Genomic DNA, 26,660 nt, shown 5'->3' on the forward strand with positions numbered 1-26,660 from the left:
GAATCGCGAAAGCAGCTGCGAATCAGCGCTCAACGGGGCGGCGGTGACGCAGGGCCTGACTCACCCTTCCGGCCTCAACAAGCAGGTGATCGACCGTGTCCTGCGGCCACTGACCCGGATCGGAGCGAAGGGCCTCCTCGACCTGACCGCACAGCGAGGCCAGCCGAAGCGCACCGAGGCTCGCACTGGGAGAACGCAGCGAATGGGAGGCCGTGATCATCCCTTGCGAATCGTGGTATTGGTGGGCCATCACGACCGTTGAGACCAGGCGCATCGCGTCATCGAGATAGAGATCAATCAGCTCCCTGAGCATGGCATCGGCCTCGTCACCGAGCACCTGTTGCAACTCCCCCCAGGCCGCGACATCGATCGGATCCACTTCGTCCCCACAGGATTCCGCACCGGAAAGGGTAGCCATCTCCACACCGTCAACATGCCTGAGATTCTCGCGGGGTTGGTAGTGCTCCAGGGCGTGGGTCAGCTCCGCCGGCACGATCGGCTTGCCGAGAAAGTCGTCCATGCCGGCACGCTGACAGGCCTGCCGGTCCTCTGGACGCACATGAGCGGTCATGGCGATGATCCAGGGTTGAACCACCGGAGCGGACAGCCTGCGGATGGCCCGCGTGGTCTCGTAGCCGTCAAGGTCGGGCATCTGAACGTCCATGAAGATCACGTCGTAGTGGCTCTCCTGCACAGCGCGAACCGCGTCTGCACTGGAAGCGGCAACGTCGGCCCGGTAGCCGAGGCGATGGAGCAGCTGGAGGGCCAGCTTGCGGTTCACCGGTATGTCGTCGACCACAAGAATGCGGAGCGGAAGACGGCCGGCGAGGCGGTGCGTGGCGGTGGAGCCGGCAGTGGAGGCGGGCATACCGGTGGGATGAGGTGCCTGAGTCGTCGAAGAGGGGCCGTTCAACTCCAATCGATCCGATGTGCGCTGCAGCTGCTGAACCAGGGCCGATCGGAGCTGATCAAACCTCACGGGCTTGCTGATCACCACCGGAAGCGTGTCGGGCAGCGGACCCAGCACCGACCCCTGGCTCCTGTCAGCAAGAACGATCCAGGGAAATCGGCTCAGAACGGGGTCCTGCGCAAGTGGCGAATGCTCAGGCGCACGGGAGCTGCCGAGCAGCTGGCCGTCGATGACGACCACAACATGGCTGCCCGCAGCGGGGTCGGGGAGCATGAACAGCCAGCCCTCCTGAGCGGGGTCCAGGGCCTTCACGTTGAGTCCCAGCTGCCGCAGTTGCCGCTCCAGGCTGCTGCGGAGCGCGGGACTGGGGATCAGCAGCAGAGTCGTGGCGCCGACCGGGGCGGGCGGCAGGAGATCTGATGTGAGGGAGTGCGTGGAGGCCGCGGGATCGAGATGCAGCAGCAGGGTGAAGGTGAAGGCACTGCCATCACCTTCCGTGCTGACCACCTCGATCGTGCCCCCCATCAATTCACACAGCCGGCGAGTGATCGCCAGACCGAGGCCCGTACCCCCGTAGCGCCGAGCCGTGGATGGATCGGCCTGATGGAATGGCTCGAAGAGATGGGGAATCAACTCATGGGGGATGCCGATGCCACTGTCACAGACCTGGAACGTAAAGCGGCAGGGAGTGGGTTGGCCGGATTCAGTGCCCAGGGGTTTCGCAGAAACCGAGACGACGATCTGGCCGGCGGGCGTGAACTTGACGGCATTGCTCAGCAGATTCCAGAGGATCTGGCGCAGACGGGTGAGATCGCCAATCACGGCGGTAGGAAGACCGGCATCGATTTCCAGGATCAATTCCACATCCTTGGCCATCACGCGGGAAACCATCAGATCGAGAGCCTCCTCGATGCAGATCCTGAGGTCGAAGCGTTGCTCATCCAGATGCATGGCACCGGATTCGATCTTCGAGAAATCGAGGATGTCATTGATGATGGCCAGAAGTGAGTCCGTACTGCTGTTGATGATGTCGACATACTCCCGCTCGACCGGATCCAACTGTGCTTCCTGGAGGAGACCAGCCATGCCGATGATCGCGTTCATCGGCGTTCTGATCTCATGACTCATCGTGGCCAGGAAGGCGTCCTTGGCGGCGTTGGCCGCTTCAGCCGCTTGCCTGGCGGCCACGAGCTCCTCGTTCAAGGCAGACAGCCGTTGGGTGGATTCACGCAGCTCAGATCGCTGCAAAATCAGGATCTCGTTGAGCATCTGGCTTTCTTCGAGAGCGACATTCCTGGCCTGAAGCAGAAAGAGATAGTCAACGTGGGCGTCCTGCAATGGGAAGTCGTTGATCTTCAGGCCTAGGGAATCCAAATCCTCCAGATGAACCACCCAGGGTGTTCCGACAAAAAGCAGCAGTTCCTGTTTCACCAGCGAGCAGATCTGGCCCTTCAATTGCAGAGGAAGCGAGCGAGCTTCCAGGATCAGCAGCTGGTTGATGGATCGCTGCAGGCTTTCAAAGCTAAGTGGGACTTCAGGTCGCCGCAGCAGAAAATGCTGGTCCAGCGGTTCTCCCAGCAGGGAGGCACCAGCAGGGAGAATGCGGCGAAGGGCCGAGCCGGCAGCCTGGATCCTGAGACCATCATCGAGAACGAGATGAAAGGGAAACAGCCGGTCGAAGTGCTCAGCAGGCAATTGAACCGAAGGAGCCATCAGCGCCACCCCCCAGTCATCCTGGACTCCTGGCTGCATTCACAGCCGCGTGGGTGATCCAGTATTCGCCGAAGGCATGCATGATCTGATCGCCCGACAGGTCGAGTTCGTCGGAAGCAGCCGCCACCAGTCGATGGGTCACGTCATCGGAATAGGCCTGGTATGCGGAGAAGAAGTCAAGATCCTGGAGGTCAGCTCTCTCCCTGTTGCGCTGCCACGTATCTTCGCCGTGATGGTTGGTCACCATCTGATGGATTGCCCGGTCGACAAGTCCGTACATCATCGAAAGCTGCTTTGCCAGGAATCTAATCCCACCAGCCCATCGCCCCAGCCGGAGTCTGAGGGTCCCTGATCCTTCGACTGATCCGCAGCTTTCACCGCCAGCTTCGCCCCCTGGATCTCGTGTCAAGCACACTCAGAGTGGTGCATGCGGCCTCAGGGGGGCTGTGGCAGGAGTCCAGGCTCCACCATGACATCCAGCCTCGGAGACTGTTTCTCCTGCAAGGCCAACCCTAAGATAATCATTCCAGGCCAATAAAGATAGACAAGAATCTCCAGGTTCTCACCAAATGTATAAAGGAATAGGATCACGATCATGCTGAAGCCCACGGAGCCAAGTCGGTATCTGGGATTCGAGGCACGCCACATCAGAGTAACTACTGTGGCCAGCATCGGCACCGCCAAGGCAAGAAAACCAACAATCCCCTTAACAAATAAAAGACCTGCCCAGGTGTGATGGGAACCGATCGGCATCCATTCCACGACATGGCTCCCCCTTTCGACGACTCCGTGACCCCACATCGGTGCCTCTGTTTCCCAGCGATAAATGGCAATGCGTTTCAAGGCCATTCGTACCCGGGTGGAATCAGCGCGAGCCGATTTGAAGGACTCCCAGAAGTTGTCGAGAAATGCGATCACGCTAGGTGCAAAAAGACCGCTTAGATAACTGATCACGCCAAGACCGATCAACACCATGGGACGGCCAAGGCTGGTTAGCAACATGGTAATGAGTGGGATCAGAAACAGAGACAACTGAGCAAGTCGCGATTTACATATAAGGCACAACAAGATAGCGCCTGCCAACCCAAAGACTTTCCATTTCTTGTCCTTCTCCTGAAGTGAAAGCATGAAGTAGATATTTCCAACAAATCCCAGGGCCGGTGCCCAGGGCGTAAACAGCCGCCATCTCAACTGATCAGTGGTTGGATCGATTTCAAAAAGCCTCACATCGAAGAACTCCGGTCCTGGTCCACCGATGGCCTTCAGGGGTGATACGTAAAGAATTTCAGGCAGGTGCAGATAAGGCGTGATCAACAATAATGGCGTAATCAGGAGGGTCTGGAAGCCAATGATGCAGACGGCCCGGATGATGATTTCTGGCCTGATTCGAAGGTTTCCAGCCAGGGGATACAGTGCCAGAGCAGCCCAGCCTTTAGCCCAGCCGATGCTGGATTTAACGATCATGTCAACGCCGAGATTGTAGTCAAGGTGCCCCGCCAACAGGGCAACTTCCATGGTCACCATGCCGATGATCCAGAACCAGATGACCCAGGAGATGCTGATTCTGTCTGTTTTGGGGGTGGAGGCATCCTGAGCGAGGATTTTAACCAGCAGAAGCGCAAGAAGTACCCATCCCAGGATGGAGCCAACAATGTAAAGCCCACCGATCAACCAGAGGGGGTATGTCCAGGTGATGGCCAACCAGACGATATGTTCTGGAATGTTTTCAGGACAGATCTTGTCAGACGGTCGTTTTTCGTTCGGCGCATGGGCCGACTGCAGGGAATCGCTCATGGAGAGATCCGGGCCGAGATCTTCTTAATCCAGGGCTTGCGAATCCACAGAATCCAGAGACCGAGGCTCGAGAATATGGAGCCGGCCACAGCGCCTGCGAGAACAAAGCTGGTTTTCGGTGCACTTGGTTTGGTGGGCAACGTAGGTTCTACGGCCATCTGAATCAGTGGATAAGCCGAAAACAGATCACCCTGGCCCAGATCAAGCTTGGCCAGCGTTGAGGCGAAGACCGCCTGGGCGATCTGTTCATTCCGCAACAGCGCTTCCAGTGTGGACAGCGGTTTGGCAATGCCCCTGAGACGCTTTTCCAGGCTCTTGATCTGTGTTTCGAGAGCAATGGCCTGGCCGTCAAGGGCGCGCTGGTCAGCCTGGACGTTGACGAGATTCTGCAGCAATGAATCGCGGCCAGAGTTGCTGGCCACCGTTGAAAGTGCCAGCTTGCTGATAGCAAGTAGGGGCAGATCTTTGCCAAGAATCTGCTTGCTTCTTTGCAGCAAGTTTTTTAGGGCAGAGTTCTGCTTGTTACTTTCCCTTATCACCCTTGGATTCCGTGGTCCAAACTTGCCTGTAAGCAGTCGAAGCGAACTGGTCGCTTCGCTGTAGTCTTTGAGATGCTGCTGAAAAACCTGGTCAACCTGAAGCTGAAAGGCATCAGCGGCTTGGGAAGACGAGAGCCCGAGGCTTAAGCTCAACTGGGCAAGGCGCCTAGCTGCCGACTGTTCATTAGCCAATACTTCCGCACGTTGTCGTCGCAGTTGCTCAATGTTCCCAGAGAGATCCCTCACCTGATCAGATGAACTCAAACCTGAGCTGAATTTAAAATTCGTGACTTTCTGCTGAGCTTCCTGCAGCTTGTTCTGAACAGACATGAGGATCGACTCCGCTGGAATCTCCCGTTCCCTCATTTCCTTTTCGCGCAGTTCGTTCAGTCTCTTCTGTGCTGAACGGTAGAGGGCAATCGACTTCTGCTGAGCTTCTTCGGGCGATCGACCCGTAATTTCAAACTGCATCATTGTTGTATTATCGATCAGTTTGATTTTCGGTTTACCAAACTTGGCGGGATCCACATTGCTGAGCCTGGATGCTTCGCTGATCACCTGATCGCTCATAAAGATATATTCATAATTCGCTCGGGTGTCATAGGTAGATCCGCTTATTCCTGCACCAGAGGAGGAGGTGGCTTGGCCGATTTCTGGTAAATTAAGATTCGTGGCCGAGCTCGTGCTTGGCAGGATCAATGCCCACTTGCTGGTGTAGATTGGCTTGGTGACAAAAAGATAAAGAATCGCAGAAGTCCAGATGAATCCATTGGCAAATAACATTAGAAGGAAATAGCGATTCGATCTCTTCTTAGAGAGGAGCCGAAGCTGATCGGGTAGGCTGGCGTATTGCTTCCGCAGCTTTGAGTAGAGAAGTTGTGGATTAGTCACGGATTCCACACGTTAAGGATCAACGCGGCTGGTGTCAGCACGTCGGAAATCGACTTGATCACATCTCGAAAAGTTGTAATAATGGAGTCGTAGCAGGCGACTGCATCGTTGGGCATCAGGTAAGGATTGACACGATCATTGTTGGAGTTCATCAGCAGGTCATCGACCTTTCTCTCCAGATAGTTTGTCTTGCCTGTGCTTTCATCAGTGCGTACAAGAATCGCCTTTCGGCCCGCATTGGTGAAGCGCGTTCCTCCGGCACAGTTGGCGGCAACCACGGCCTGTGAAAATCGGTTTCCGTACGTGAATGACGTGGCATCACGACTGATCCCTGACGGGGCATTGCCCGTGGCAGGAACAGTTAGGTTGGAAAGGAATACCTTGACTCCCGCCAAGGTGATAGGGGAGGGACGAACAATCAGGGGGTTGACCTTTTCAGTAGCCTGTACGATGACCTGATCGCCGGCGATCAAGGCGACATCCTGCAATGGCTGTCCAGTGAAGATTCCTGTGAAGTCGTGAAAACTTTCCTTGCCACCCCTGATCAGCTTAATAGTGGAAACATCAGCTGTAGGCATTACTCCTCCGGACGACTTGAGAGCGACCGATAAAAAACGATTAGGTGGATATTGACCCGATACGGTGACTGGAGCTTCGTCGGGTCGATCTGCTGACTTTTCATTAATCAAGACTCGTCCTGGGAAAAAGACATCTCCGGCGACAAAGACATTGATCGGTGCCCAGCTGACGACGTTGACGCTCAGTTGCAAAAATGATGGCTGGAAAAAGCCGCCATTGATCAGCATGCTTCGCAGTTCAGCGCGCAAGACATCAGGCTCCTTGCCAACCACCTCAACTGATGGAAGATAGGGAATATCGATCTTTCCATCTATATTTACATCATATGTGCCGTTGAATTCTTCGCCGTCCAGGATGGTGACCCGTATCCGGTCTCCCGGTGATAAAGGCAAGGCCTTGGCAGAGGGCGTGCAGACAACGACCTGAAGCAATGCCAGGCTGAGGCCACCAATGATTCCCATTAGATTCCTGCCGGGATCTGCCATTTTCCAGGGTTGTCTAACGTGAAACCTAATTTAGCGTAGCCCCTCACTCCGGCAAGGATCCGTGATTCACATCTTCGTCAGAGAGAACCAGGGATCCAGCTCCTCCGCTGCAGGGCTCTCCATGGGGATTCCACAGCCCTGGGAGTCTTCCCAGAGGATGAGTCTCCAGTAATGCTCAGTTCAGTGCAGCAACATGCACAAGCTGACAGGCCTATCCTCGATAGGTTATTCTCATGGACGCATGAACGGGTGGAAGATCTTCTTCCTTTCTGATCTCGCTCAACCATGATCTGCCAGCCTGGGGGCCATCGTTGATGCTCAGCCGAGCACTGTTCTTCCGCCCATGAAGGCCCTTCATCTGCTTCCACCTGGCGGGACAACCTGGGGTGGGGGCATTCCTGCCACCCTCTTCAGCCTGGCCGAGTCGCCCCAGTTGCAGTGGGTTTCCTTCCGGCAGGTGCCGCTCGAATTTGCGGTGGAAACCCTTCGCAGCTGGCGTCCCGATGTGGTCATCTGGCACCCGGCCTGCTCCTGGAGAGGGCTGCCTGATCAGTTAAGACTGAACGGCATTCCGAGTGTCCTTGTCGAACATCACTATTGCCAGGGATTTGAGACGTACCAGGTTCCCAATCGGCTGAGATTCCGAATGATGCTACGGCTCGGGTATTCACTTTTCGATCGTGTCGTTTCCGTTTCATACGGTCAGGCCCGCTGGATGATGGATTCGAAGCTGCTGCGGGCTTCCAGGCTGCGTGTCATTCCCTTCAGCCGTACCCTGGACGAGTTTCTGGCGCTGCCCATCGGCCGCTCTCCCCACACCCCCCTCCGTCTCGGGGCCTTCGGTCGTTTCGTGAAACAGAAGGGTTTCGATACCCTGATCAAGGCGGTCCAGCTGCTGCCGCTCGGCTCCGTGCAGTTATTACTGGGGGGTGATGGGGTGTTGGATTCCGAACTCCGCAGCCTGGCCGCGGGCCATCCAGCCATCACCTTCCTTGGACCGATCACCAACGTGCCTGCCTTCCTCCATGACTGTGATGCCATGGCCATTCCTTCCCTCTGGGAACCGTGGGGGAATGTCTGTCTCGAAGTGCGGGCCGCTGGTCTCCCGGTGATCGTCAGCACCGTCGGTGGCTTGAGCGAACAGATCGAAGGATGTGGCTTTGCGGTGCCGCCCGCTTCGGCCACAGAACTGGCGGCGGCCATTCAGCAACTCATCGCCCTTTCGGCCGATGATCGCTCCCGCCTGGCCGACAGGGCTCGCGCGTCGAGTCTCAACAGCTGGGATCAATTCTGCCGCTCCTGGGACAGTCTTCTGCGGGAGCTGGCTTGATGCGTCTCAACATCCTGAGGCGTTTTCGATCGGAAGACCGCTTCCTGAGGAACATCGGCTGGATGGGGCTCTCAGAATTCGGCATTCGGATTTCGAGACTTCTTGCCACTGTCATATTGGCCAGATTGCTGAGTCCCAATGATTACGGGATCGCCGCCCTGGTCATGATGACGCATGAGTTCATCCGGGTGTTCACCAGGAACGGCATTGGCGAGAAACTCGTTCAGGCTCCAGCCTCTGAAGTTGAGGAGATGTGCAACACCGCCTTCACCTTGAACTGGCTGCTTGGAATCCTGCTTTTTTTCATCCAAACCCTTGGCTCTTTCGCCGCTGCCAGTTTCTATGGACAGTCCGAACTGATTCGGCCGATCATCTTGATCGGATTGACCTATCTGATCTATCCACTTGGATCCGTGCAGACATCGCTGATTCTCAGGGAGAATCGCATGAATGTTTTCGGCATGACCCAATTGGCTTCCGTCATGACGGACAATATCCTGATCGCAATCTTTGCCCTCAATGGTTTTGGAATGTGGTCCATTATCCTACCTAAATTTCTTGTTGCTCCGATTTGGGTCATCATGGTCTACCGCTTTCATCCCTGGCGGCCGAACTGGCGACCCACGCTATTGCACTGGCGCCGAATACTAGGATTCGGATCTCGTATTCTTGGCGTCGAACTTCTAAATACTTTGCGTGAGAACATTGATTATCTGCTGATCGGTCGCTTTATCGGTGTTAGCCAGCTGGGCATCTATTACTTCGCTTTCAATGCCGGCCTTGGCATGAGCTTAAGTGCCGTGAATGCGATGGGATTGACGCTTTATTCAGATCTCTGTGACGTCAGCCACGACCGGTTGTTGCTCCAACAGCGCTTTCAGCGGAATCTCAGCACGATCGCCAAAGTGATCATTCCACTGGTGACACTTCAAGCGTCGCTTGCGCCGCTGTACGTCCCTATCGTCTTTGGGCAGAAGTGGGTCGATCGGGGAGCTGTGCCCATCCTGATCGTCATTTGCCTATCGGCGCTCTCCAGGCCTTTTGCCAATGCGGCTTCCATGTTGTTCCGCTCCATCGGCCTGCCCCAGGTGGATCTCATCTGGAATCTGGGGTTCACCCTTTGCCTGGCGGTCTCGGTTTTCGTCGGAACTCACTACGGCATCTTCGGTGTTGCCGTGGCCGTGATGGCCACCCATCTGCTGCTTCAACCCCTTTACGCCCTCTGGGCATGGCGGGTCGTTCTGCTTCACCCTGCTTCCTGGGCCAGTTGAACCATGTCTGTTCCGTCCGTATCGGTCGTCATCCCCGCCTTCAATGCCTTCGCTTCCCTGGCCCAGACCATCGCCTCCGTTCAGGCCCAGACCTGCACCGACTGGGAGGCCCTGATCATCGACGACGGTTCCACCGATGGCACAGCGACCCTGGTTCGCGAACTCCAGGCGAGAGATTCGCGACTGCGCCTGCTTTCGGTGCCGAACCGGGGAGTATCGGCTGCCCGTAATCGCGGTGTGGCAGAGACCCATTCTCCCCTCATCGCCTTCCTCGATGCCGATGACCTCTGGCATCCTGACAAGCTCCGTTTCCATGTGGAGTGTCATGCCCGCCAGGCCGAGTTGGGGGTGAGCTTTGCCAAGGTGGGATTCCTTTCCCCTGATGGGAAGCCCACCGGTTTGGTCGCTTCCCATCCGCAACATGCTCTAAGGCCCGTGGACTTCATCTGTGAAAACCCGACGACGACGACGTCGAACTGGGTCCTGCGGCGGGAGGTCTTCGAAACCGTGGGGGGCTTCGATGAAGCGATGAGTTATTCGGAAGACCTGGAATGGCTGCTTCGGGTCGCCTGTTACGGCGCCTGGCGGATCGCGCCGATTGATCGGGTCCTCACCTACTACCGCACATCGTCGGGTGGACTTTCTTCCAGCCTTCAGAGGATGGAGCAGGGCTGGCTTCGGCTGATCTCCAAAGCTCGCTGCTATGCCCCTGGGCTGGTCGAGAGCAACTTCGCAACAGCCCAGGCCGTTCACCTTCGCTACCTGGCAAGACGCTCCCTTCGTCTGCAAGACGATCCAGCCGCCGGGGCCGACTTTCTGCTGCGGGCCCTTCGATCGGACTGGCGTCTCCTGATCCGGGAGCCCCGCCGAACAGGACTGACGGCTCTTGCGGTCTTCGCCAGACTGCTGGAGCACAACTGCAGGAACTGCTATCCGTCGGCACGCCGCCTCCCGAGGCAGCACCCGGATGCGAACCCATGAAGACCGCTTGAGCAGAACTTCTGAGCCGAACTTCATGACCCGGGCCGACCACTCTTCCGCCGCACCAAGCGGCTCTGCCGCCGGGTCGCCCCTGGTAGCGGTCGTGATGCCGCTGTACAACTCTGCCACCACGGTGAGGGCCAGCCTGGAGTCGGTGCTGGCCCAGACCTACCGCCACCTTGAGATCCTGGTGGTGGACGACGGCTCCACCGATGAGGGGGCTGCCATCTGCCGCAGTTACGACGATTCCCGAATCCGGATCGTCCAGCAGCGCAACCGGGGGCTGGCCGGGGCACGCAACACCGGGATCCGCCAGGCCCGGGGTGTCATCCTGGCCTTTCTCGACAGCGACGATCTCTGGCTGCCGCAGAAGATCGAGCGGCATGTGGAGCATCTCCGCTCCGCGCCAGGGGTGGGGGTGAGCTATTCCCGATCCGCCTTCATCGATGCCGACGGCCGGCCGCTGGGCATCTACCAAACCCCACCGCTGCACGCCATCACCCCGGAGCTGATTCTCTGCCGTAATCCGATCAGCAACGGGTCGTGCGTGGTGATGCGCCGCGAAGTGCTCGACGGGATCCGCTTCGAGGCGAACCTCTACGGCAGCACCGAGAGCTACTGGTTCGACGACAGCTTCCGCCAGTCGGAAGACATCGAATGCTGGTTGCGCATCGCCCTGCAGACGAAGTGGCGGATCGAGGGCATCCCGGAGGCGCTCACCCTCTATCGGGTGAGCAGCGGGGGTCTCTCGGCCAACATCGAGAAGCAATTCGCCAGTTGGCAGCGGGTTCTCGACAAGACGGCCGGCTATGCGCCCGAACTGATCAGCCGCCATGGTGACCGGGCCCGGGCCTACCAGCTGCGTTATCTGGCCCGTCGCAGCATCCGCGAACGTCAACCGCGCCAGGGGGCGAAACTCGTCCACGAGGCACTGCTCCGCTACCCGAGGCTGCTGCGGGAAGAGCCGGGGCGCACCCTCATCACATTAGCGGCGGCCTATCTAGGCATGCTGCTGCCGCAGGCGGTCTATAGGCTTCTGGAGAACACCATGATGCGGATCACAGGGCTGATGCAGCGTCTGACCCTTGGGCTCCATGCGCACCGGCAGGATACGGTTCCCTGCCCCGGTTCTGGATCCCGTGAGGGCTGATGCGATGCGGCTTCTGCTCGTCTGCTCCTCAGGTGGACATTTCAAGGGTCTTTTCCAGCTGCAACACTTCTGGAGCCTGCACCAGCGCACCTGGGTGACCTTCGACACCTCCACCACCCGAGCTGGTCTGGAGGGGGAGTCGGTCACTTGGGCCTTCAGCCCCACCAACCGCAATCTGCCCAACCTGATCCGCAACGCCCTCCTTTCCTGGCAGGTGCTGAGGCGTCCCAGGCCGGACGTAATCCTCTCCACCGGCGCTGGTGTGGCGGTTCCCTTTTTGATCCTTGGCAAGCTCCTGGGTTGCCGCACCGTGTTCGTCGAATCGATCACCCGCATCGAAACCCTCAGCCTCTCGGCCCGTCTGGCCCTGCCCTTCCTCGATGTTCTCTACGTGCACTGGCCGCAGCTGCAGGCCCGTTATCCACGGGCGGAACTGATCAGCGCGACAGCTGACCTGCGTCCTGCCGAGCTCGAGGGGTCTACCCAATGATCCTCGTCACCGTTGGCACAGAGAAGTTTCCCTTCAACCGCCTGATGCGATGGGTGGATCAGCTGCTCGAGGACGATCTGATCGGGGACGAGGAGGTGGTTGTGCAGTACGGCACCTGCACCGATCTACCGGGGGGGGCGAAGGTCTATCGCCTGCTCAAAGAACATGACTTCCAGGACTTGGTACGCAGGGCCCGTCTGGTGATTGCCCACTGCGGTGAGGGCACGGTGCTGCTGCTCGACGGCATGGAGACCCCGTTCCTGCTGGTGCCCCGCAGCCAGCGCTACCAGGAGCACGTGGACGACCATCAGGTCGAACTCGCCCTGGCCCTCGCGTCGATCGGTGTGCCGATCGCCTGGGGGCCGGCCGATCTGGTGCGCTTCCTGGCGGCGCCCACCAAGGTGTCGATCGGGGAGCTGTCGGTGACGGCCGCCCAGGCCGTCTGCAGCCGCCTGGAGCGACTCTTTCCAGCCGTATCCCCAGCTCCCGACTCGGCGTTCCTCCCTCCCATGACCCGATGAGCGCCCCTAGTACCACAGGCAGCATCCCCGTCCAACCCGGTGGGGTCACGGTGACTGTCCATAGGGGTGTCCTGCTGCTTGGCTTCCCGAGGCGTTTCACTGTGGGGGAGGCCGTGGCCTTCCGCCAGTGTCTGGAATAGCTTTTGCCCAGCCACCCCGACACGCGGCGCATCGTGCTGGATTTCAGCCGCACCGAGCTGATCGACAGCAGCGGCCTGGGCTCCTTGATCCCCAACCTGAAGCTGGCTCGCGACCGAAAGATTCCGATGGAGGCCTGGAGCGCCGGCGCCCAGGTGAAACTGGCCCTCTCGCTGATCGGACTGGACCAGGCGCTGCCGGTGGTGGCCGGCAGCGAGGGGCTGAATCCGGCCCAGGCGGTGAACACCAAGGAGCGGCCCGCCATCACTCACCCCTCGGTGCGATCGCTGCCCAAACGCCTTCTGGACATCATGGGGGCCCTGGTGGGGCTAGCGATCACCCTGGTGCTGTTTCCGTTCCTCGCCCTGGCGATCCGGCTGGACAGTCCCGGGCCGATCTTTTTCTGCCAGGTGCGGCTGGGATGGATGGGGCGGCGCTTCAGGCTCTGGAAACTGCGCTCGATGGTGGTGAACAGCGAAGCGCTGCGCACGACGGTTCGGAATGAGGCCTCCGGGGCCTTCTTCAAGAACGCCAACGACCCACGCATCACCCGGGTGGGGAGGTTCCTGCGCCGCACCAGCCTTGACGAACTCCCCCAGTTCTGGAATGTGCTGATCGGCGACATGAGCCTGGTGGGCACACGGCCTCCCACGCCGGATGAGGTGGATCGCTACGCCGTTCCCAACTGGCAACGGCTGGATGTTCGGCCCGGACTCACTGGCGAGTGGCAGGTGAACGGACGCTCCAGGGTGATCGACTTCGAGGATGTGATCCGGCTTGACCTGCGCTATCAAGAGAATTGGAGCTTCGACTACGACCTCAGGCTCATTCTCAAGACCCTCGCTGTGATGTTCAGCAGGCGCTCGGGTGCCGCCTGACAATGGCCCTCCCCCACCCGGAGAGTGGCGGGCAGGCCAGTTTCCCCAGCCGCCTGGAGGAGACTCGGGCCCTGCTCGACTGGTTTGAGCACAGCAGGCCCCACGACATGGACCCGATGCTATGGATCCAGGCCCAGACGGCCCTGGTGGAGGGATTCTCCAATGCCGTACGCCATGCCCACGCTCACCTCGCCTGCCCACCGCCGGTGGAGGTGGCACTGGAGATCACGCCGGCGCACTTGAAGCTCCACATCCGGGATCGCGGCGCTCCCTTCGACATCAGCGCCGCCTGGACCGGCGCTGAAGATCCTCCGCTTGGGGATGGCCGGCCGGAACTGCCCGAACGTGAAGCCCATTGGGGACTGATCATGCTGAGCAGGCTCCGCCGGGATTTCGGCTGGGTGATCCGCTACGACCCCCTCCCTGGGGGCGGCAATGAGCTGATGCTGAAGCGGGCGCTCACCTGAGCCACCCGGGAGTGGAGATCAGCCCGGTCCTGACGAGGTCTGACCGGAGCGGAAGAAGTCGATACCGAAGCGCTCGGGATGGCCGCAGGCCTGCGGATGCAGCCAGGTCCAGCGGGTCCACAGTTCCAGATACACCTGGGTACCGCGTGGTCCCTGGCCCCGGCCCATACCGGGGAAATCTCCCCACACCACAGGTGAGCGGCCGGAGTAGTGGCTTCGGCCCTGGGAGGCAGCGACCTCACTCGAGTGCAGGATCGGCCGCCCCTCGTAGGTGAACACTGGACGAAGACCGGAGACGCTGGGTTCGGCGAGCCTGAACCAAACCTTCTTGCTGTGCCGGAGGTACCAGAAACTCCAGGAGCATCCCGCAACAAGCCGGTCCCGGTGGGTGGTGAACAGAGTCCCGCGAGCGCGTTCCAGGGGAGCCCCGATGGGAAGCGTCGGACGCGGAGCGTCTGGAAGGGGATGGTTCTGCACGGCGCCAGCCGCGAACACAAGTGCGGCGATCAGGCAGGTCCTTGACAAGCCTCGGCCTAGGGAAGGTGTCATTCCTAGCGGATCCCTGCCTTCAGATGCTTCCTGCACAAAGACCACGATCCGCGGATGCCCGCATCGTCTCCGTTCACAATGAGGCAACCCTTTCTTCACCGCGATGAGCGAGGCCACGATCGAATCGGTGCTGCAGGAAGCGCGGGTCTTCGAGCCCCCTGCCGCCCTGGCCGCCACCGCCCGCATCAGCAGCCTGGAGGCCTACCGCGCCCTGGTGGCCGAAGCCGAAGCAGACCCGGACGCCTTCTGGGGCAAGCAGGCCCGCGAACAACTGGACTGGTTCGAGCCGTTCCACACGGTGCTCGATTGGAGCGATCCCCCCTTCGCCCGCTGGTTCGAGGGGGGCACCACCAACGTGGCCCACAACTGCCTGGACCGCCACCTGAGCGGCCCCCGCGCCGAAAAGACGGCCCTGATCTGGGAGGGTGAGCCCGGTGATGTGCGCACCTTCACCTACCGAGAGCTGCACGCCGAGGTGTGCAAAGCGGCCAATGCCCTCAAGGCGCTCGGCATCGGCAAGGGAGACCTGGTGGGCCTTTACATGCCGATGGTGCCCGAAGCGGCGATCGCCATGTTGGCGTGTGCCCGCATCGGCGCGCCCCATTCGGTGGTGTTCGGCGGCTTCTCGGCCGAGGCCCTGCGCGATCGCCTCATCGATGGCGCCGTCAAGGCGGTGATCACCGCTGATGGCGGCTTCCGCAAGGGCAAGACCGTGGCCCTCAAGCCCGCCGTGGATCAGGCCCTGGCCGAGGGCTGCCCCAGCGTTGAGCTGGTGCTGGTGGTGAAGCGCACTGGCGAACCCACCGCGATGACGGCGGGCCGCGACCACTGGTGGCACGAGCTGGTGGAGGCCCAGAGCTCCGAGTGCTCGGCCGAGCCGATGGCCAGCGAAGACCGGCTGTTCGTGCTCTACACCTCCGGCTCCACCGGCAAGCCCAAGGGGGTGGTGCACACCACCGCCGGCTACAACCTCTGGGCCCAGCTCACCTTCCAGTGGATCTTCGACATTCGCGAGGACGACATCCACTGGTGCACCGCCGATGTGGGCTGGATCACCGGCCACAGCTACATCGTCTACGGGCCGTTATCGGCCGGCGCCACCACGGTGATGTACGAGGGGGCGCCGCGCCCGAGCAAACCCGGTGCCTTCTGGGAGGTGATCGAGAAGCACAAGGTGTCGATCTTCTACACGGCGCCCACGGCGATCCGGGCCTTCATGAAAAACGGTCGCGCCGTGCCCGACCAGTACGACATGGGCTCGGTGCGCATCCTCGGCACCGTGGGGGAACCGATCAATCCCGAGGCCTGGATGTGGTACCGGGAGGTGATCGGCGGCGGACGCTGCCCGGTGGTGGACACCTGGTGGCAGACGGAAACCGGCGGCGTGATGATCAGCCCCCTGCCCGGCGCCACCCCCACCAAGCCTGGCTCCTGCACCCTGCCGCTGCCCGGCATTGCCGCCGACGTGGTCGACCATGACGGCAACTCCAAGGGCGCCGACCAGGGGGGCTACCTCGCCATCCGCCGCCCCTGGCCGGGGATGCTGCGCACCGTGCACGGCGACCCTGAGCGCTTCCGCAAGAGTTATTGGGAAGAGATTCGCCCCGCTGATGGCAGCTGGCTTTACTTCGCCGGGGATGGCGCCCGCCGCGACGCCGACGGCTATTTCTGGGTGATGGGCCGGGTCGACGATGTGATCAACGTCTCGGGCCACCGGCTCGGCACCATGGAGGTCGAATCGGCCCTGGTGAGCCATCCGGCCGTCTCCGAAGCGGCGGTGGTGGGCCGGCCCGATGAGCTCAAGGGCGAAGGGATTGTTGCCTTCGTCACCCTCAATGCCGGCAGCAACGGCGACGAGGCCCTCATCGCCGCACTGAAGAAGCATGTGGGCAGCGAGATCGGCCCGATCGCCCGTCCCGATGAGATCCGCTTCACCGACGCCCTGCCGAAAACCCGCAGCGGCAAGATCATGCGCCGCATCCTGCGGGCCCTGGCGGCCGGCGAGGAGGTGAGCGGTGACACCAGCACCCTGGAAGACCGCTCCGTGCTCGACGCCCTGCGGGTGTGAACCGGCTGGGCTCAGGTTCCATCTTTGGGATGTCGCTGGTGCCGCTCAGCCGGGGACAGAGGGGAGCACCAGCAGCACGATCAACCAGATCGCACCGATGACTGGCACCAGGCCGATGAAGATCCATGGCCAGGCTTTGCCGGCGTCCCGCAGACGCCGGATGACAAGAGGCAACCCCGGCACAATCGCCGCGATTGCATAGAGATTGGAGAGTGTGCCCAGTTGGCGCACCGCCAAGGCAAGCAGGGCCAGCAAGAAGGCCACGATCAGGTTCGCGAGAAAAAACCACCAGTAGGCGCCCCGGTTGGAGCGCCCGCCGTAATCAAAGGCACGTTGCCAGCCGGAGATGTAGGCAGCGAGCATTGAAAGGGTTCCGCGACGCGATCAGTCCGATCAAAAGATCGGCTCCATTTGCGGAGGTGTCAACCGGGATCGAAGGAACCGTTGTATTCCGGCACCCCACCCCACCAATCCACCACTTGATCGGCCAGACGATCGATCTGCCGCTGCCGAGCCGGGTCATCGGCCCAGGCCCCCAGCAGGTTCTGGCGCAGGCCGGCGCTGGCGGGGGTGAGATGGTCGCCGGGTCGCTCCTGCAGGATCGAAGCGTCATCCGGCCGTTGTTGCAGCACCCCGATCAGCCGCCGGCTTTGATCGAGCGCGTCGGTGCCGAAGCGGATCAACAGGTTGCGGGGCTGGCGGTAGTGCAGTCCCACCAGCCGCAGGGTTTCCTCCGGCGACGGGCTGAACTCGGTGCGCAGGCCCAGCCGGGGGGCCAGGTCGGCCAGCAGGGGAATGGAGCGGTCGGCGGAGAAGTTGTTGAAGCTCATCGCCACCAGACCACTGCAGCCCCGGCCGCCATCGGGGGCGAGCAGATGGAGTTTGCAGCCCAGGCTGTGGCCGAGCCGCAGCACCGGCTGCGATCCCCCCTGGCCGGAGGAGGCCTCCCGAGCGGCCCGAAAGCGACGCCAGGCCTCGGTGGCCTGGCTCTGGTGATCGAAGCCGGGCACATAGCTCCAGGCGCGGATCGCCAGCCCGCGGGCCGCCAGGGCCTCCAGCAGGCGGCGGTAGCTGAGCTGGGGGGTGGCGGCCAGCACGGTGCCGCCGATGAACTCGACCACCCCGATCGGATCCCCTGCAGGCCTGGTCCTCGACCCTGCGGACGGCATGGAGGGGGGGGACAGGCACCAGAGGCTGCCCTGCTGCTGCCAGCGGTTCATGGCGAAGGGGCCATCGGGGAAACGATGGCCTTCAGGCCGGCAGCCGCTGCAGGGCAGCGAGGGCCTCACGGGCATGGGCCGCGCCATCGAGCAGGTCGCTGAAGATGTGCCGCACCACCCCCTCGCCGTCGATCACGTAGGTGACCCGGCCCGGCAGAAGCAGCAACGCCTTGGGCACCCCGAAGGCTTGTCGCAGGGCATTGCCCCGGTCGACCAGCAATGGATAGGGAAGTTGGTGGCGGGAGGCGAAGCGGCCATGGCTGCCGGCGTCATCGCCGCTGACACCCCACACCTGGGCGCCGAGGGCCTCCAGGGCGGCGTGGTTGTCGCGAAAGGCGCAGGCTTCGGCGGTGCAGCCGGGGGTGTCGTCCTTGGGATAGAAGAACAGCACCAACGGTTTGCCCTGGAGCTGATCGCTGCGCCGCTCCACGCCGTTCTGGTCGGTCAGGGCGATCAGGGGGGCCTTCTCTCCCAGCGCGATGGGGTTGGCCACGCGGAGCTCTGTCGTTGGGCCACGAGCCTAGGAACGGCCGAGCCAGGGCCGCCCCCTTGCGCGGCTGGGATCATGGGGTGTCGATGGAGCGGGGAATGGGGCCGGCAAAGGAGCTGGAAGCGGGGGCAGGCGAGGGGCGAGCAGACTGGCAGCAGACCAGCCTGCTCAGCCTGGTTGCTGCACCGCCGTCCCCGGACGTTCAGCTGCCTGACCTGCCGGCGCCGTTGGCCGCGGCTCCCGCCAAGCGGGCTTCCGGCCAGCGGGCTCCTGGCCGCCTGCTGATCGTTGACACCGAAACCACCGGCCTTGAACCGGGCCACCACCAGTGCATCGAGGTGGGGGCCCTGCTGTTCGACGTGCCCCATCGGGCGGTGCTCAGCCAGGTCTCCTTTCTGCTGCCCTGCCAGACCAATGACGCCGAGGCCATCAACGGCATCGCCGCGGCGGTGACCCGGCTGAGCCAGCCCTGGCCCCAGGCCCTGGCCTATTTCCAGACCCTGGTGGACGGCGCCGACGTGGTGCTCGCCCACAATGCCGCCTTCGATCGCCAGTGGTTCGGCCACGGCCACCTGCCGAGCATCGAGAAGCCCTGGCTGTGCAGCATGGAGGACCTGCGCTGGCCGTCGGAGCGGAACCTGCGGGCCACCCCCTCCGTGCGGGACCTGGCCCTGGCCTATGGCGTGCCGGTCTGGGCGGCGCACCGGGCCCTGACCGACTGCATCTACCTGGCCCAGGTGTTCGAGCGCTGCGACGACCTTGAGGGCTTGCTCGCCGCCGGCCTGGAGCCCCGCCAGCTCTATCGAGCCCAACTCCCCTATGAGGAGCGGCATCGGGCCCGCCAGGCGGGATTTCGCTGGAACGATCCCGTTCCCAAGGCCTGGAGCCGGCGTCTCAGTGCCCGCGAGGCGGCCAGCGTCGGCTTTCCCGTGAGCCTGGAGCCGCTGACGGCGTGATCTGCCATGCCTGACGCGGTCGCCGGGATGGCAGAACGAAGCGGGCGGGGCGCCTGAAATCGTGGCCCCCGCTGATGTCGTGATGGCCGGTCTGCTCTGGAAGCGCCGTTCCCAGGTCGGTTGCTGCTTGTTAATTCAGGGCGTGCTCCTCACCGTGGGCCTGGGGCTGGAGCGGCTGATGCCCCACCACGCCCCCTCCCCAGACACACTGGGCCTCGCTAGAACGCGTGGATGATCCGCACCGCACCGGCTCAGCCGGTTTCCAGACGGCTGAAGGTACGGCCCGGGGAGTTGCCTGGCCAACTCTTCGTGCATGGCGGCAGGGCTCCAACCAGTCTCTCCGTGCTTCGCTTCAACCCCGCGGGGTTGAACCACCAACACGCCCTGGTGGGGCCGGACGGCCTGGATGCGCTGATCGCCAGCGGCGATCCCCTCTGGGTCCGGCTGAAAGGTCTGGGGCATCCAAGACTGATCAGTGCGGTGCTTCAGAAGCTGGGGGTTCCGGAGATTTTCCATGCCCCGCTGATGGAAACCCCCCAACGCACCCGGGTCGACTCGATGCGGGACGCGGTGCTGGTGGTGATGCACCGCCTCAGTTTTGCCGATTCACCCGACCACCTGATCAGTGAACAGGTGGGGCTGCTGCTGATGCCCAACCTGCTGCTCACCATCGAGGAATCCCCCGAACCGCACTCCTTTCCCCAGCTCACCCAGTGGCTGGACCGCCTGGAACCCCCACCCGGCCGTGAGGACCTCGACGACATCCTCCACTTCCTGATCGACGAGATGCTCGATGAGCTCTTCCCGATGCTGGAGCAACTCGCCGAGCTGCTTGATGGCCTGGAGGAATCCGCCCTGCGGGATCCCAAGCCGAAGCTGCTCAACCGCGCCTACATGGCCCGGGCCAGCCTGCGGAAGATCCGCAGCCTGGTGTGGCCCCTGCGGCACCAGATTCTGATTCTCCTGCGCCAGAACCAGCGCATCCTGGGACCCGATGCTCGCAGTGGCTTCGAGGACATGGCCCAGCATGTTGGACTGATTTTCGAGAATGCCGAGCTGCTGCGGCACCAATGCGATGCCGTCTCCGATGCCTACATGGCCAGCGCCAGCAACAGGATGAATCAGGTGATGAAAACCCTGACCATTGTGGCGAGCATCTTCGCTCCCCTCACCTTCATCGCCGGCATCTATGGCATGAACTTCAAAGTGATGCCCGAACTCGATCTGCCCCTGGGCTATTACTTCGCCCTGACCTTCATGGCCCTGATCGCAGGGCTGCAGACCTATTTTCTGTGGCGACGGGGCTGGTTCCAGGACTGGACGGCGACGCGGCGCTGAGCCAGCCGGCAGGAATCTGTGGGCAGGACATCAGATCGCTTCATAGGCGGCGGTGGTGTTGCGAAGCCGTTTGGCCAGTTCGTGAATCACCCCCTGCACGATTTCAGGGTGATCCACCATGAGCTCCGAAAGCGTTTCCTGGTCGATGCGGTAGAGAAGGGTGGGCTCGATCGCGGACACCGAGGCCGACCTGGGTTCCGGGTCAAGCGCGGCAAGCTCGCCCACGATCTCCCGCCGACCCAGTTCCACAATCGTTTGTTCCCCCATGTGGACACGGACAAGCCCCGCCGCAATCACGAACATGGAGGTTCCGAGATCCCCCTGCTTGAAAAGCTCTTCCCCTGGGGTGAGATGAACCTCGTCCACCGCATTCGCCAACTGCAACAGCACATCACTGGGCGTGCTCGCGAAGATCTCAACACCCTTGAGAGCAAGAATCTTCTCCATCGTGGCTGAATCCGTCATGGCCGTGAAAGCATTGAGCTGAGGTGCATCCTGACTGCACAGCCGGCCAGCGGCGTCAACGCTGTACAGCGCACAAGTTCGCAGCCAAGGGTGAGAGGAAGAATAGGATCGGCCCTCCAGGATTTCCTTCAAGCGCTCCGAGGCCGTCAGCGGTTGGGGGACAAACTTCTGGGGCATCCCCACCAGGGCCACAGCGATGGACTGCCCCTCCAGCAGTGGAAACAACATGTCCTGAAGGGATGGGGAGAGGATCGAGTCGAGCAGTTCCAGGGCCATGGCCCGTTCCCTGGCGGACCCAGCCCAGTAGCGCTGGCGGGCTTCCCGGATCGCAGAACCGCCATGGAGACACTCCAGCAGCAGCAGGATTCGTTCGCGGCAACGGTGCAGCTCGGTTTTCAGCGCCTCGGCAAGCAACCCACGCTCCCGATCGCCAAGATCACTGAGCGAGCGCAGCAACCAGCCGCCCAGGCGGACATCCCGCAGCAGTTCGGCCTCCACGGCGGCTGATTCCTCCTTCGCAGGTCCATAACCGCAGCGCACCAGTCCAACCAGGACTGCACGGCGCCTGGCCGGATCGCTTGAGGAAAGTCGCTCCAGCAGGGCTGCCTGGCTGCTGGGATGGCAGAGCCGAGCCAGCAGACGGAGGATGCGGAGCTCCTCGCCCTGGAGCAGGGCCTCCCCATCCAATCGAGCGATCAAGGCCTCCACCCCCGCATCCCCCGCCCCCAGAAGGGCCAGCAGGGCAGGCTGCCTCGAATCGCGCTCCTGCAGCTGTTCCACAACCCGCCCCCAGATCCTCGGGTGAGCCCAGGGGCCCGCCGCCCGCAGAGCTGCCCTGCGCACCTCGATGTCCCGATCATCGAGCAGCGCCTCTAGATCGTTGGTCAGTCGACGATGACCGCTCTGGGCCAGGACCTTCGCCGCCAGTTGACGCTGGGCAGGCTCTGTGGATTCTCTCAACCGGCTCAGGGCCTGATGGGCCGCATCGACGGCTTCGGCAGGACCATGGCGGAAGAACCCGACCAACGCCCCGACCCGCACCGGATCGTGCCCGCTGTTGAGATGCATTGGCAGCCGCAGCAGCTCCCGATCGCCGTCGTGGGCCGCCAGAACCCGAAGGGCCGCCCCACGCAGTTCGGGATTCCGCTCGGAGTCGGCAACCGTGCGAAACCAGGGCAACGGCGGCGGGTTTCCGCCGCGCTCCACGACCCCCAGAACATGAAGCCGAACATCAACGTTCGGATTGCTCAGCAAGGTGGGGAGGTGCGTTGAGATGAACGTCGGATCGGAGTCCTGCAGCAGCTCCAGGGCATAGACCGCCTCAGAGGCGGAACTGGGGTCCAGGGCCGCCCGGCGAAGAACATCGCGGGAGGCGCGGTCGGCGGCGGAGACAGTCCCGCCGACCCATTGGCGCCGCCGCAGCGCCATGGCCAGGGTGCGCGGAAAGGCGCGCCTCAAGGCCAGGGCGATGCTGATCCAAATCAGAACCACAGCAAGCATCCACCAGGCAAGCGTGGGCGGGCCCGAACTCAAGAACGTGTCGAGGGCCAGGATCAACAGACCCGCAGATCCCGCCGCCAGGGGGCTGACCACCCCCTCCGCCAGGGTCTGGGCACGGATGCGTTCCTGGCTCGGCAATGGCTGGAACAGCAGCAGCACAGAAGAGCGATCAATGGAATGCCGGAAGGCGTGATCGAAGAACTTCCCCGCAGCCAGGGGCCAGAACAGGATCAGCAGGGAAGCGCTCGAGCCCGCCAGGGAAACGGTCACCAGGGCAGCAAAGCCCAGGCTCAGCGGCAGGATCATCAGACCTGGCCCCAGTCCGAATCGCCCCAGCAACGGTCGGGTCACCAGGCTGCGCAGGACGAGGGTGATGGCGGCTGCGGCCGCGTAGAACACCCCCAGAAAGGCTGCCAGCCCATCGGCCGTGCTGAAGCGTTCCACCGCCACGGCCAGGAAGTTCTTATCCACCAGGAACCGCATCAGCACCGAGGCGAGAAACAGGCCAAGAATCAATCGAACGAACGGGGTGTGCTGCAACAGCGGTCGGGTGGCTCGGCGCTCGCCAGAGGACGACCTGGCCCTCCCCAAGGGCCCGGGGCGATCGGGAAGGACCCAGAACAGCACGGGCAGGCAGATCGCTGAGGCGGCCGCAGCCAGCACCACAAGGCCGTCGCTGCCAACGCGAGCAACCAGCAATGGCAAGGCCAGTCCCCCCAGCATCATGGCCAGTACTTCTCCTGAACCGATCAAGCCGTAGAGCCGCTTGGCCTGCCGCACATCCAGAAGCGAAGCGACCAACCCCCAGAACTCCAGGTTCAGGAGCACCTCCGCCACCCGGTACCAGATCAGCAGACCAAAGGCAGCAACCCAGGGATTACCACCGCCGATCAGAACCCGAAAGCCCAGAAAAACAACCGTGATGACAAAAAGCGTGAGCCACCATGCCCGCCGTTCCGAAACCCGGCGAGCCAGCCCCATGAACCCAACGCTGCTCAAGGGAGCCGCTACCGCTACTGACAGATAGACGTAGGGGAGGCCCTGGGGGCCAATTGTTGAGATGAACAGGGCGTTGGCTGACGTGAGCGTCAGGATCAGAACGCAGCCGATCAATCCCGAATGGAGAAAAAGCCCGATGACCAGACGTTCTTCGCCTGCGTCAACACCCAAAGACCGGAAGACCTTGCGGAGGATCCTCACGTCCGCCCTGGCCCCATCGCTGATCCCGATTGATTGGGGCGGACTTTACGGCTCAGCCCGCTGGCGGTGGCGTGAGCGGCTGATCCGCGAGCGACAGGTGCTGGAGCAATAGCGAGCGTCCTGACGACGGGCCGTGAAGGGTGTTCCGCAGCACGCACACTGCTTCAGGACCGGCTCGGCCGGCCTTTCCAGCAAGAGCAGGGGCATCCAGCGCCCGGCCCGTTCTCCCAGCACCAGATCGAGGCCGTAGCCGTCCATCAAGAGGGCGGCGGCATCGGCGTAGCCAAGGGATTCGGCCAGCAGGGGGGCTTCCTCCGCCATCCGATCCAGGAGCTGGAGCAATCCGTAGCCCTCACTCCAGAGCCAGCGACGGCGTTCCCGAACCAGCTCCGCCAGACGATCCGGCGGCAACTGATCAGCGCGGTCGTGGGGGTGGATGGGGCCTTGGACCGATGTCATGACGCAGCAGGTCGTTGGTGCCAATCACTACGCAGTCCTAACCGCGCCTTAACCAATAGCCCGTCACCGGCAGCCGAGAGTGTGTCTGCAACGCGACTGTGGCATGGTTCGACACGATCTTCCCATCAACCGGCATTGGATCTCGCTGGGCTCAGCTGCCATGGCCGCCGCAGCCCTGCTCGCCTTCACCGCGGGGATGATCGCACGGGCCCAGTCCAAGCCGGCCGCGATCCAGATCAGCGGATCGAGCACCGTCTTCCCGATCACCGGCGAAGCGATCCGTGGATTCAAAGAGACTCGCGCCGGCAAGGAGGTGCGCTTTGACCTCAAGGAAACGGGCACCAGCGCTGGCTTCCGTGATTTCTGTGCCGGCAAGGTGCCGATCAGCAATGCCTCCCGACCGATCAGCAGCAAGGAACTCAAGGCCTGCGATGCCAAGGGCATCAAGTTCATTGAATTACCGATCGCCTTCGACGCCGTCACCGTTGTCGTCAACCCCCGCAACAGCTGGGCCAGAACGATCAGCACCGAGGAGCTTTCCCGCCTCTGGAATCGCAAGGCCCAGGGTGTGGTCAACCGTTGGAATCAGGTCAACAGCGCCTGGCCGGCCAGCCCGATCAAGCTGTGTGGTCCTGGCAAGGATTCCGGCACCTTCGAGTATTTCAACAAGGCCATCAACGGCTCAGCAGATAATTCCCGCACCGATTTCACCAGCAGCGAAGACGACAACGTGGTGGTGAACTGCGTGGCCGGCAATCCCCAGGCGCTCGGCTATGTTGGCTTCGGCTGGTATGTCTCCAACGCCACCAAGCTACGTGCCCTGGCGATCAAGGGGCCGAAGGGGGCCGTTACCCCCTCCATTGAGACAGTGCAGGACGAGCTCTACACCCCCCTAGCCCGGCCATTGTTCATCTATGTGAACAACGACATGCTGCACAGCCAGGAGAACGTGCGCCGTTTCGTCAGCTTCTACGTCCGGCAGGGCCCGCGTTTCGTGAAAGCGGCCCGCTTCATTCCCCTGCCGGATTCCACCTACCGCCTGGTGGAGTCCAAGCTCTACCGCAACGTGCTCGGCACCTCCTTCGGTGGTGATCTGCCCGTGGGGCTCACGATTGGCAAGGCGATCGCCCGCAGCTTCGACGAGATCAAACAACCCCAGTTCCGCTGATTACGGCCAGTCTCAATCGGGGATCAGGAGCTTGGGTAGCCCCTGGCAAGCCCCCGGCGGCGGCGCAGAATCAATCCATGCTTGACCTCAGCGCGCCCCTCCTGAGCAGCGGTGACTATGCCGCCGAGTTGATCCAACGCCAGACCCGCCGGCTGGGCAAGCTCCAGGCCGAGGTGCTGGCCGATCGGGATCCAGAAGGCCTGCATCAACTGCGGGTCAGCCTCAGGCGGCTTCGCACGGCCCTGGGTCAGTTCGGCGCTGCCCTGGAAATGCCTGATGCGGTCAGCGACCGCCGCATCGCCAAGGTGGCACGCCGCACTGGGCTGACCCGTGATCTCGATGTGATGCGGGATCGGCTGACCTCCACCTGGCTGCCGGCGCTGCCGGGCCCGGAGCAACAGGCGCTCAATCCTGTTCTCAAGCAACTGGCGAGGGATCGTCAGGCGGCATTCGAGGGGCTGGCTGCCACGCTCCGCGAGGGCCCCTACCTCAAGTTGCTGGCGCGGCTGCACAAGTGGCAACAGGCGCCCCGGTTCACCGCGATCGGCCAGCGGCCCCTGCGCGGATGGCTGCTCGAGTGGCAGGGGCAGGCGATCGGCAGCCTGTTCCTGCAGACGGGCTGGTTCGTCACCGATCCCCACGATCAGGCCCTGCATGAGCTGCGCAAGACCATCAAGGGCGTGCGCTACTCCCTGGAGTACCTCGAACCGTTTGCCTCCGAAGCGCTGGCTGGCTGGCTGGCGGAACTGCGTCGCGCCCAGGACTGCCTGGGCGACCTGCATGATCTGCAGGTGCTCTCCGAAGCGCTCAGCGACCATCTCGACCGCGATCTCACCAAGGCGGTTCCGGCCCTTTGCCAGGCGATCGAGCTGCAGAAGGCCGAACGCTGGGGGCAATGGCTCAGCAAGGTCGAAGCGTTGCTCTCCGATGGCAGCCGTCGGGCGCTGCACACCAGCCTTCTTGATGCCGCCTGAGGGGCACCACGCCACAAAAAAGGGCCCCTGATGGGGCCCCTGGCTGCCGAACGGCGATCTGGTTCCCCGAGGGGCTCAGACGAGGGCGTTGATGGCGTAGTCGATGTAGTTGTTGGCGATCACACCGGGGTCACCG

At 62.3% G+C, this 26,660-nt stretch carries 25 protein-coding genes; 14 read left to right on the forward strand and 11 right to left on the reverse strand.

Going from position 1 to position 26,660, the window contains the following annotated elements:
- Positions 1-22 precede the first annotated feature (22 nt).
- The 5 genes from KBY66_RS11475 to KBY66_RS11495 all read right to left on the reverse strand — a co-directional run bounded on the left by KBY66_RS11475 (position 23) and on the right by KBY66_RS11495 (position 6,911).
- The gene (locus tag KBY66_RS11475) at positions 23-2,662 is read right to left on the reverse strand and encodes an ATP-binding protein (protein ID WP_255089647.1); all 2,640 of its coding nucleotides are present in this window, start codon (positions 2,660-2,662) and stop codon (positions 23-25) included.
- Positions 2,640-2,903 (reverse strand): heme NO-binding domain-containing protein, encoded by a 264-nt coding sequence (locus tag KBY66_RS11480; protein WP_255089648.1) that lies wholly within the window; start codon positions 2,901-2,903, stop codon positions 2,640-2,642. Before KBY66_RS11480 ends, KBY66_RS11475 begins: the two co-directional genes overlap by 23 nt.
- A gap of 155 nt (positions 2,904-3,058) precedes the next feature.
- On the reverse strand, positions 3,059-4,417 hold the full coding sequence (locus KBY66_RS11485) for an O-antigen ligase domain-containing protein (RefSeq protein WP_255089650.1): 1,359 nt from the start codon (positions 4,415-4,417) through the stop codon (positions 3,059-3,061).
- Entirely contained in the window at positions 4,414-5,739 is a 1,326-nt protein-coding gene (locus KBY66_RS11490) for a hypothetical protein (protein WP_255089652.1), read from the reverse strand. Before KBY66_RS11490 ends, KBY66_RS11485 begins: the two co-directional genes overlap by 4 nt.
- A 104-nt stretch (positions 5,740-5,843) precedes the next feature.
- Complete coding sequence (locus tag KBY66_RS11495) at positions 5,844-6,911, reverse strand: polysaccharide biosynthesis/export family protein (protein ID WP_255089653.1); 1,068 nt, start codon at positions 6,909-6,911, stop codon at positions 5,844-5,846.
- 343 nt (positions 6,912-7,254) lie between these two features.
- Between KBY66_RS11495 and KBY66_RS11500 the strand changes: the two genes are divergently transcribed.
- From KBY66_RS11500 to KBY66_RS11535, 8 genes are all read left to right on the forward strand, one after another.
- Entirely contained in the window at positions 7,255-8,241 is a 987-nt protein-coding gene (locus KBY66_RS11500) for a glycosyltransferase family 4 protein (protein ID WP_255089656.1), read from the forward strand.
- Positions 8,241-9,512, forward strand: coding sequence for a lipopolysaccharide biosynthesis protein (locus KBY66_RS11505; RefSeq protein WP_255089657.1), 1,272 nt, complete (start codon positions 8,241-8,243; stop codon positions 9,510-9,512). The genes KBY66_RS11500 and KBY66_RS11505 overlap by 1 nt, the downstream gene beginning before the upstream one ends.
- Before the next feature lie 3 nt (positions 9,513-9,515).
- Entirely contained in the window at positions 9,516-10,493 is a 978-nt protein-coding gene (locus tag KBY66_RS11510; RefSeq protein WP_255089658.1) for a glycosyltransferase family 2 protein, read from the forward strand.
- A gap of 34 nt (positions 10,494-10,527) precedes the next feature.
- Positions 10,528-11,643, forward strand: a complete 1,116-nt coding sequence (locus KBY66_RS11515; RefSeq protein ID WP_255089659.1) for a glycosyltransferase family 2 protein — start codon at positions 10,528-10,530, stop codon at positions 11,641-11,643.
- A gap of 4 nt (positions 11,644-11,647) precedes the next feature.
- Positions 11,648-12,133 (forward strand): UDP-N-acetylglucosamine transferase subunit ALG14, encoded by a 486-nt coding sequence (locus KBY66_RS11520; RefSeq protein ID WP_255089660.1) that lies wholly within the window; start codon positions 11,648-11,650, stop codon positions 12,131-12,133.
- Positions 12,130-12,654 carry a glycosyltransferase gene (locus KBY66_RS11525; protein ID WP_255089662.1) on the forward strand — a complete coding sequence of 175 codons (525 nt, stop codon included), beginning with the start codon at positions 12,130-12,132 and terminating at the stop codon, positions 12,652-12,654. The genes KBY66_RS11520 and KBY66_RS11525 overlap by 4 nt, the downstream gene beginning before the upstream one ends.
- Before the next feature lie 143 nt (positions 12,655-12,797).
- Complete coding sequence (locus tag KBY66_RS11530) at positions 12,798-13,670, forward strand: sugar transferase (RefSeq protein WP_255089663.1); 873 nt, start codon at positions 12,798-12,800, stop codon at positions 13,668-13,670.
- Positions 13,671-13,672: 2 nt separating this feature from the next.
- Positions 13,673-14,137: an ATP-binding protein gene (locus KBY66_RS11535; RefSeq protein WP_255089665.1), complete on the forward strand. Its 465-nt coding sequence runs from the start codon at positions 13,673-13,675 to the stop codon at positions 14,135-14,137.
- Positions 14,138-14,155: 18 nt separating this feature from the next.
- Here the strand turns inward: KBY66_RS11535 and KBY66_RS11540 are convergent, their stop codons facing one another.
- On the reverse strand, positions 14,156-14,416 hold the full coding sequence (locus KBY66_RS11540) for a hypothetical protein (RefSeq protein ID WP_255089666.1): 261 nt from the start codon (positions 14,414-14,416) through the stop codon (positions 14,156-14,158).
- A 373-nt stretch (positions 14,417-14,789) separates the two neighbouring features.
- Here KBY66_RS11540 and acs point away from each other — a divergent pair, with 373 nt between their 5' ends.
- Positions 14,790-16,754, forward strand: a complete 1,965-nt coding sequence (gene acs / locus KBY66_RS11545; protein ID WP_255089668.1) for an acetate--CoA ligase — start codon at positions 14,790-14,792, stop codon at positions 16,752-16,754.
- A gap of 45 nt (positions 16,755-16,799) precedes the next feature.
- Here acs and KBY66_RS11550 read toward each other — a convergent pair whose 3' ends face one another.
- The 3 genes from KBY66_RS11550 to KBY66_RS11560 are packed head-to-tail and all read right to left on the reverse strand — an operon-like array spanning position 16,800 to position 18,467.
- Positions 16,800-17,117, reverse strand: a complete 318-nt coding sequence (locus KBY66_RS11550) for a DUF805 domain-containing protein (RefSeq protein WP_255089669.1) — start codon at positions 17,115-17,117, stop codon at positions 16,800-16,802.
- A gap of 59 nt (positions 17,118-17,176) precedes the next feature.
- Positions 17,177-17,974, reverse strand: a complete 798-nt coding sequence (locus KBY66_RS11555) for a DUF1350 family protein (protein ID WP_255089683.1) — start codon at positions 17,972-17,974, stop codon at positions 17,177-17,179.
- 31 nt (positions 17,975-18,005) lie between these two features.
- Positions 18,006-18,467, reverse strand: coding sequence for a peroxiredoxin (locus tag KBY66_RS11560; protein WP_255089670.1), 462 nt, complete (start codon positions 18,465-18,467; stop codon positions 18,006-18,008).
- 95 nt (positions 18,468-18,562) lie between these two features.
- On the opposite strand from KBY66_RS11560, the gene KBY66_RS11565 reads away from it, so the two are divergent.
- The 3 genes from KBY66_RS11565 (at position 18,563) to corA (ending at position 20,758) form a co-directional block, all read left to right on the forward strand.
- Complete coding sequence (locus tag KBY66_RS11565) at positions 18,563-19,420, forward strand: 3'-5' exonuclease (protein ID WP_399225365.1); 858 nt, start codon at positions 18,563-18,565, stop codon at positions 19,418-19,420.
- 61 nt (positions 19,421-19,481) lie between these two features.
- Positions 19,482-19,655 (forward strand): hypothetical protein, encoded by a 174-nt coding sequence (locus KBY66_RS11570; protein ID WP_255089673.1) that lies wholly within the window; start codon positions 19,482-19,484, stop codon positions 19,653-19,655.
- Positions 19,652-20,758, forward strand: coding sequence for a magnesium/cobalt transporter CorA (gene corA, locus KBY66_RS11575; protein ID WP_255089675.1), 1,107 nt, complete (start codon positions 19,652-19,654; stop codon positions 20,756-20,758). Before KBY66_RS11570 ends, corA begins: the two co-directional genes overlap by 4 nt.
- 30 nt (positions 20,759-20,788) lie before the next feature.
- Here corA and KBY66_RS11580 read toward each other — a convergent pair whose 3' ends face one another.
- Entirely contained in the window at positions 20,789-23,893 is a 3,105-nt protein-coding gene (locus tag KBY66_RS11580) for a cyclic nucleotide-binding domain-containing protein (protein WP_255089676.1), read from the reverse strand.
- A gap of 75 nt (positions 23,894-23,968) precedes the next feature.
- A complete protein-coding gene (locus tag KBY66_RS11585) occupies positions 23,969-24,382 on the reverse strand; it encodes a hypothetical protein (RefSeq protein ID WP_255089677.1) in 414 nt (137 codons plus the stop codon).
- 160 nt (positions 24,383-24,542) lie between these two features.
- Between KBY66_RS11585 and KBY66_RS11590 the strand changes: the two genes are divergently transcribed.
- Both KBY66_RS11590 and KBY66_RS11595 read left to right on the forward strand, forming a co-directional pair.
- Positions 24,543-25,550: a PstS family phosphate ABC transporter substrate-binding protein gene (locus KBY66_RS11590; RefSeq protein ID WP_255089678.1), complete on the forward strand. Its 1,008-nt coding sequence runs from the start codon at positions 24,543-24,545 to the stop codon at positions 25,548-25,550.
- A gap of 77 nt (positions 25,551-25,627) precedes the next feature.
- Complete coding sequence (locus KBY66_RS11595; RefSeq protein WP_255089679.1) at positions 25,628-26,524, forward strand: CHAD domain-containing protein; 897 nt, start codon at positions 25,628-25,630, stop codon at positions 26,522-26,524.
- The last annotated feature ends 136 nt before the right edge of the window (positions 26,525-26,660 follow it).

Source organism: Synechococcus sp. Tobar12-5m-g (assembly GCF_024345415.1).
Taxonomy (GTDB): domain Bacteria; phylum Cyanobacteriota; class Cyanobacteriia; order PCC-6307; family Cyanobiaceae; genus Regnicoccus.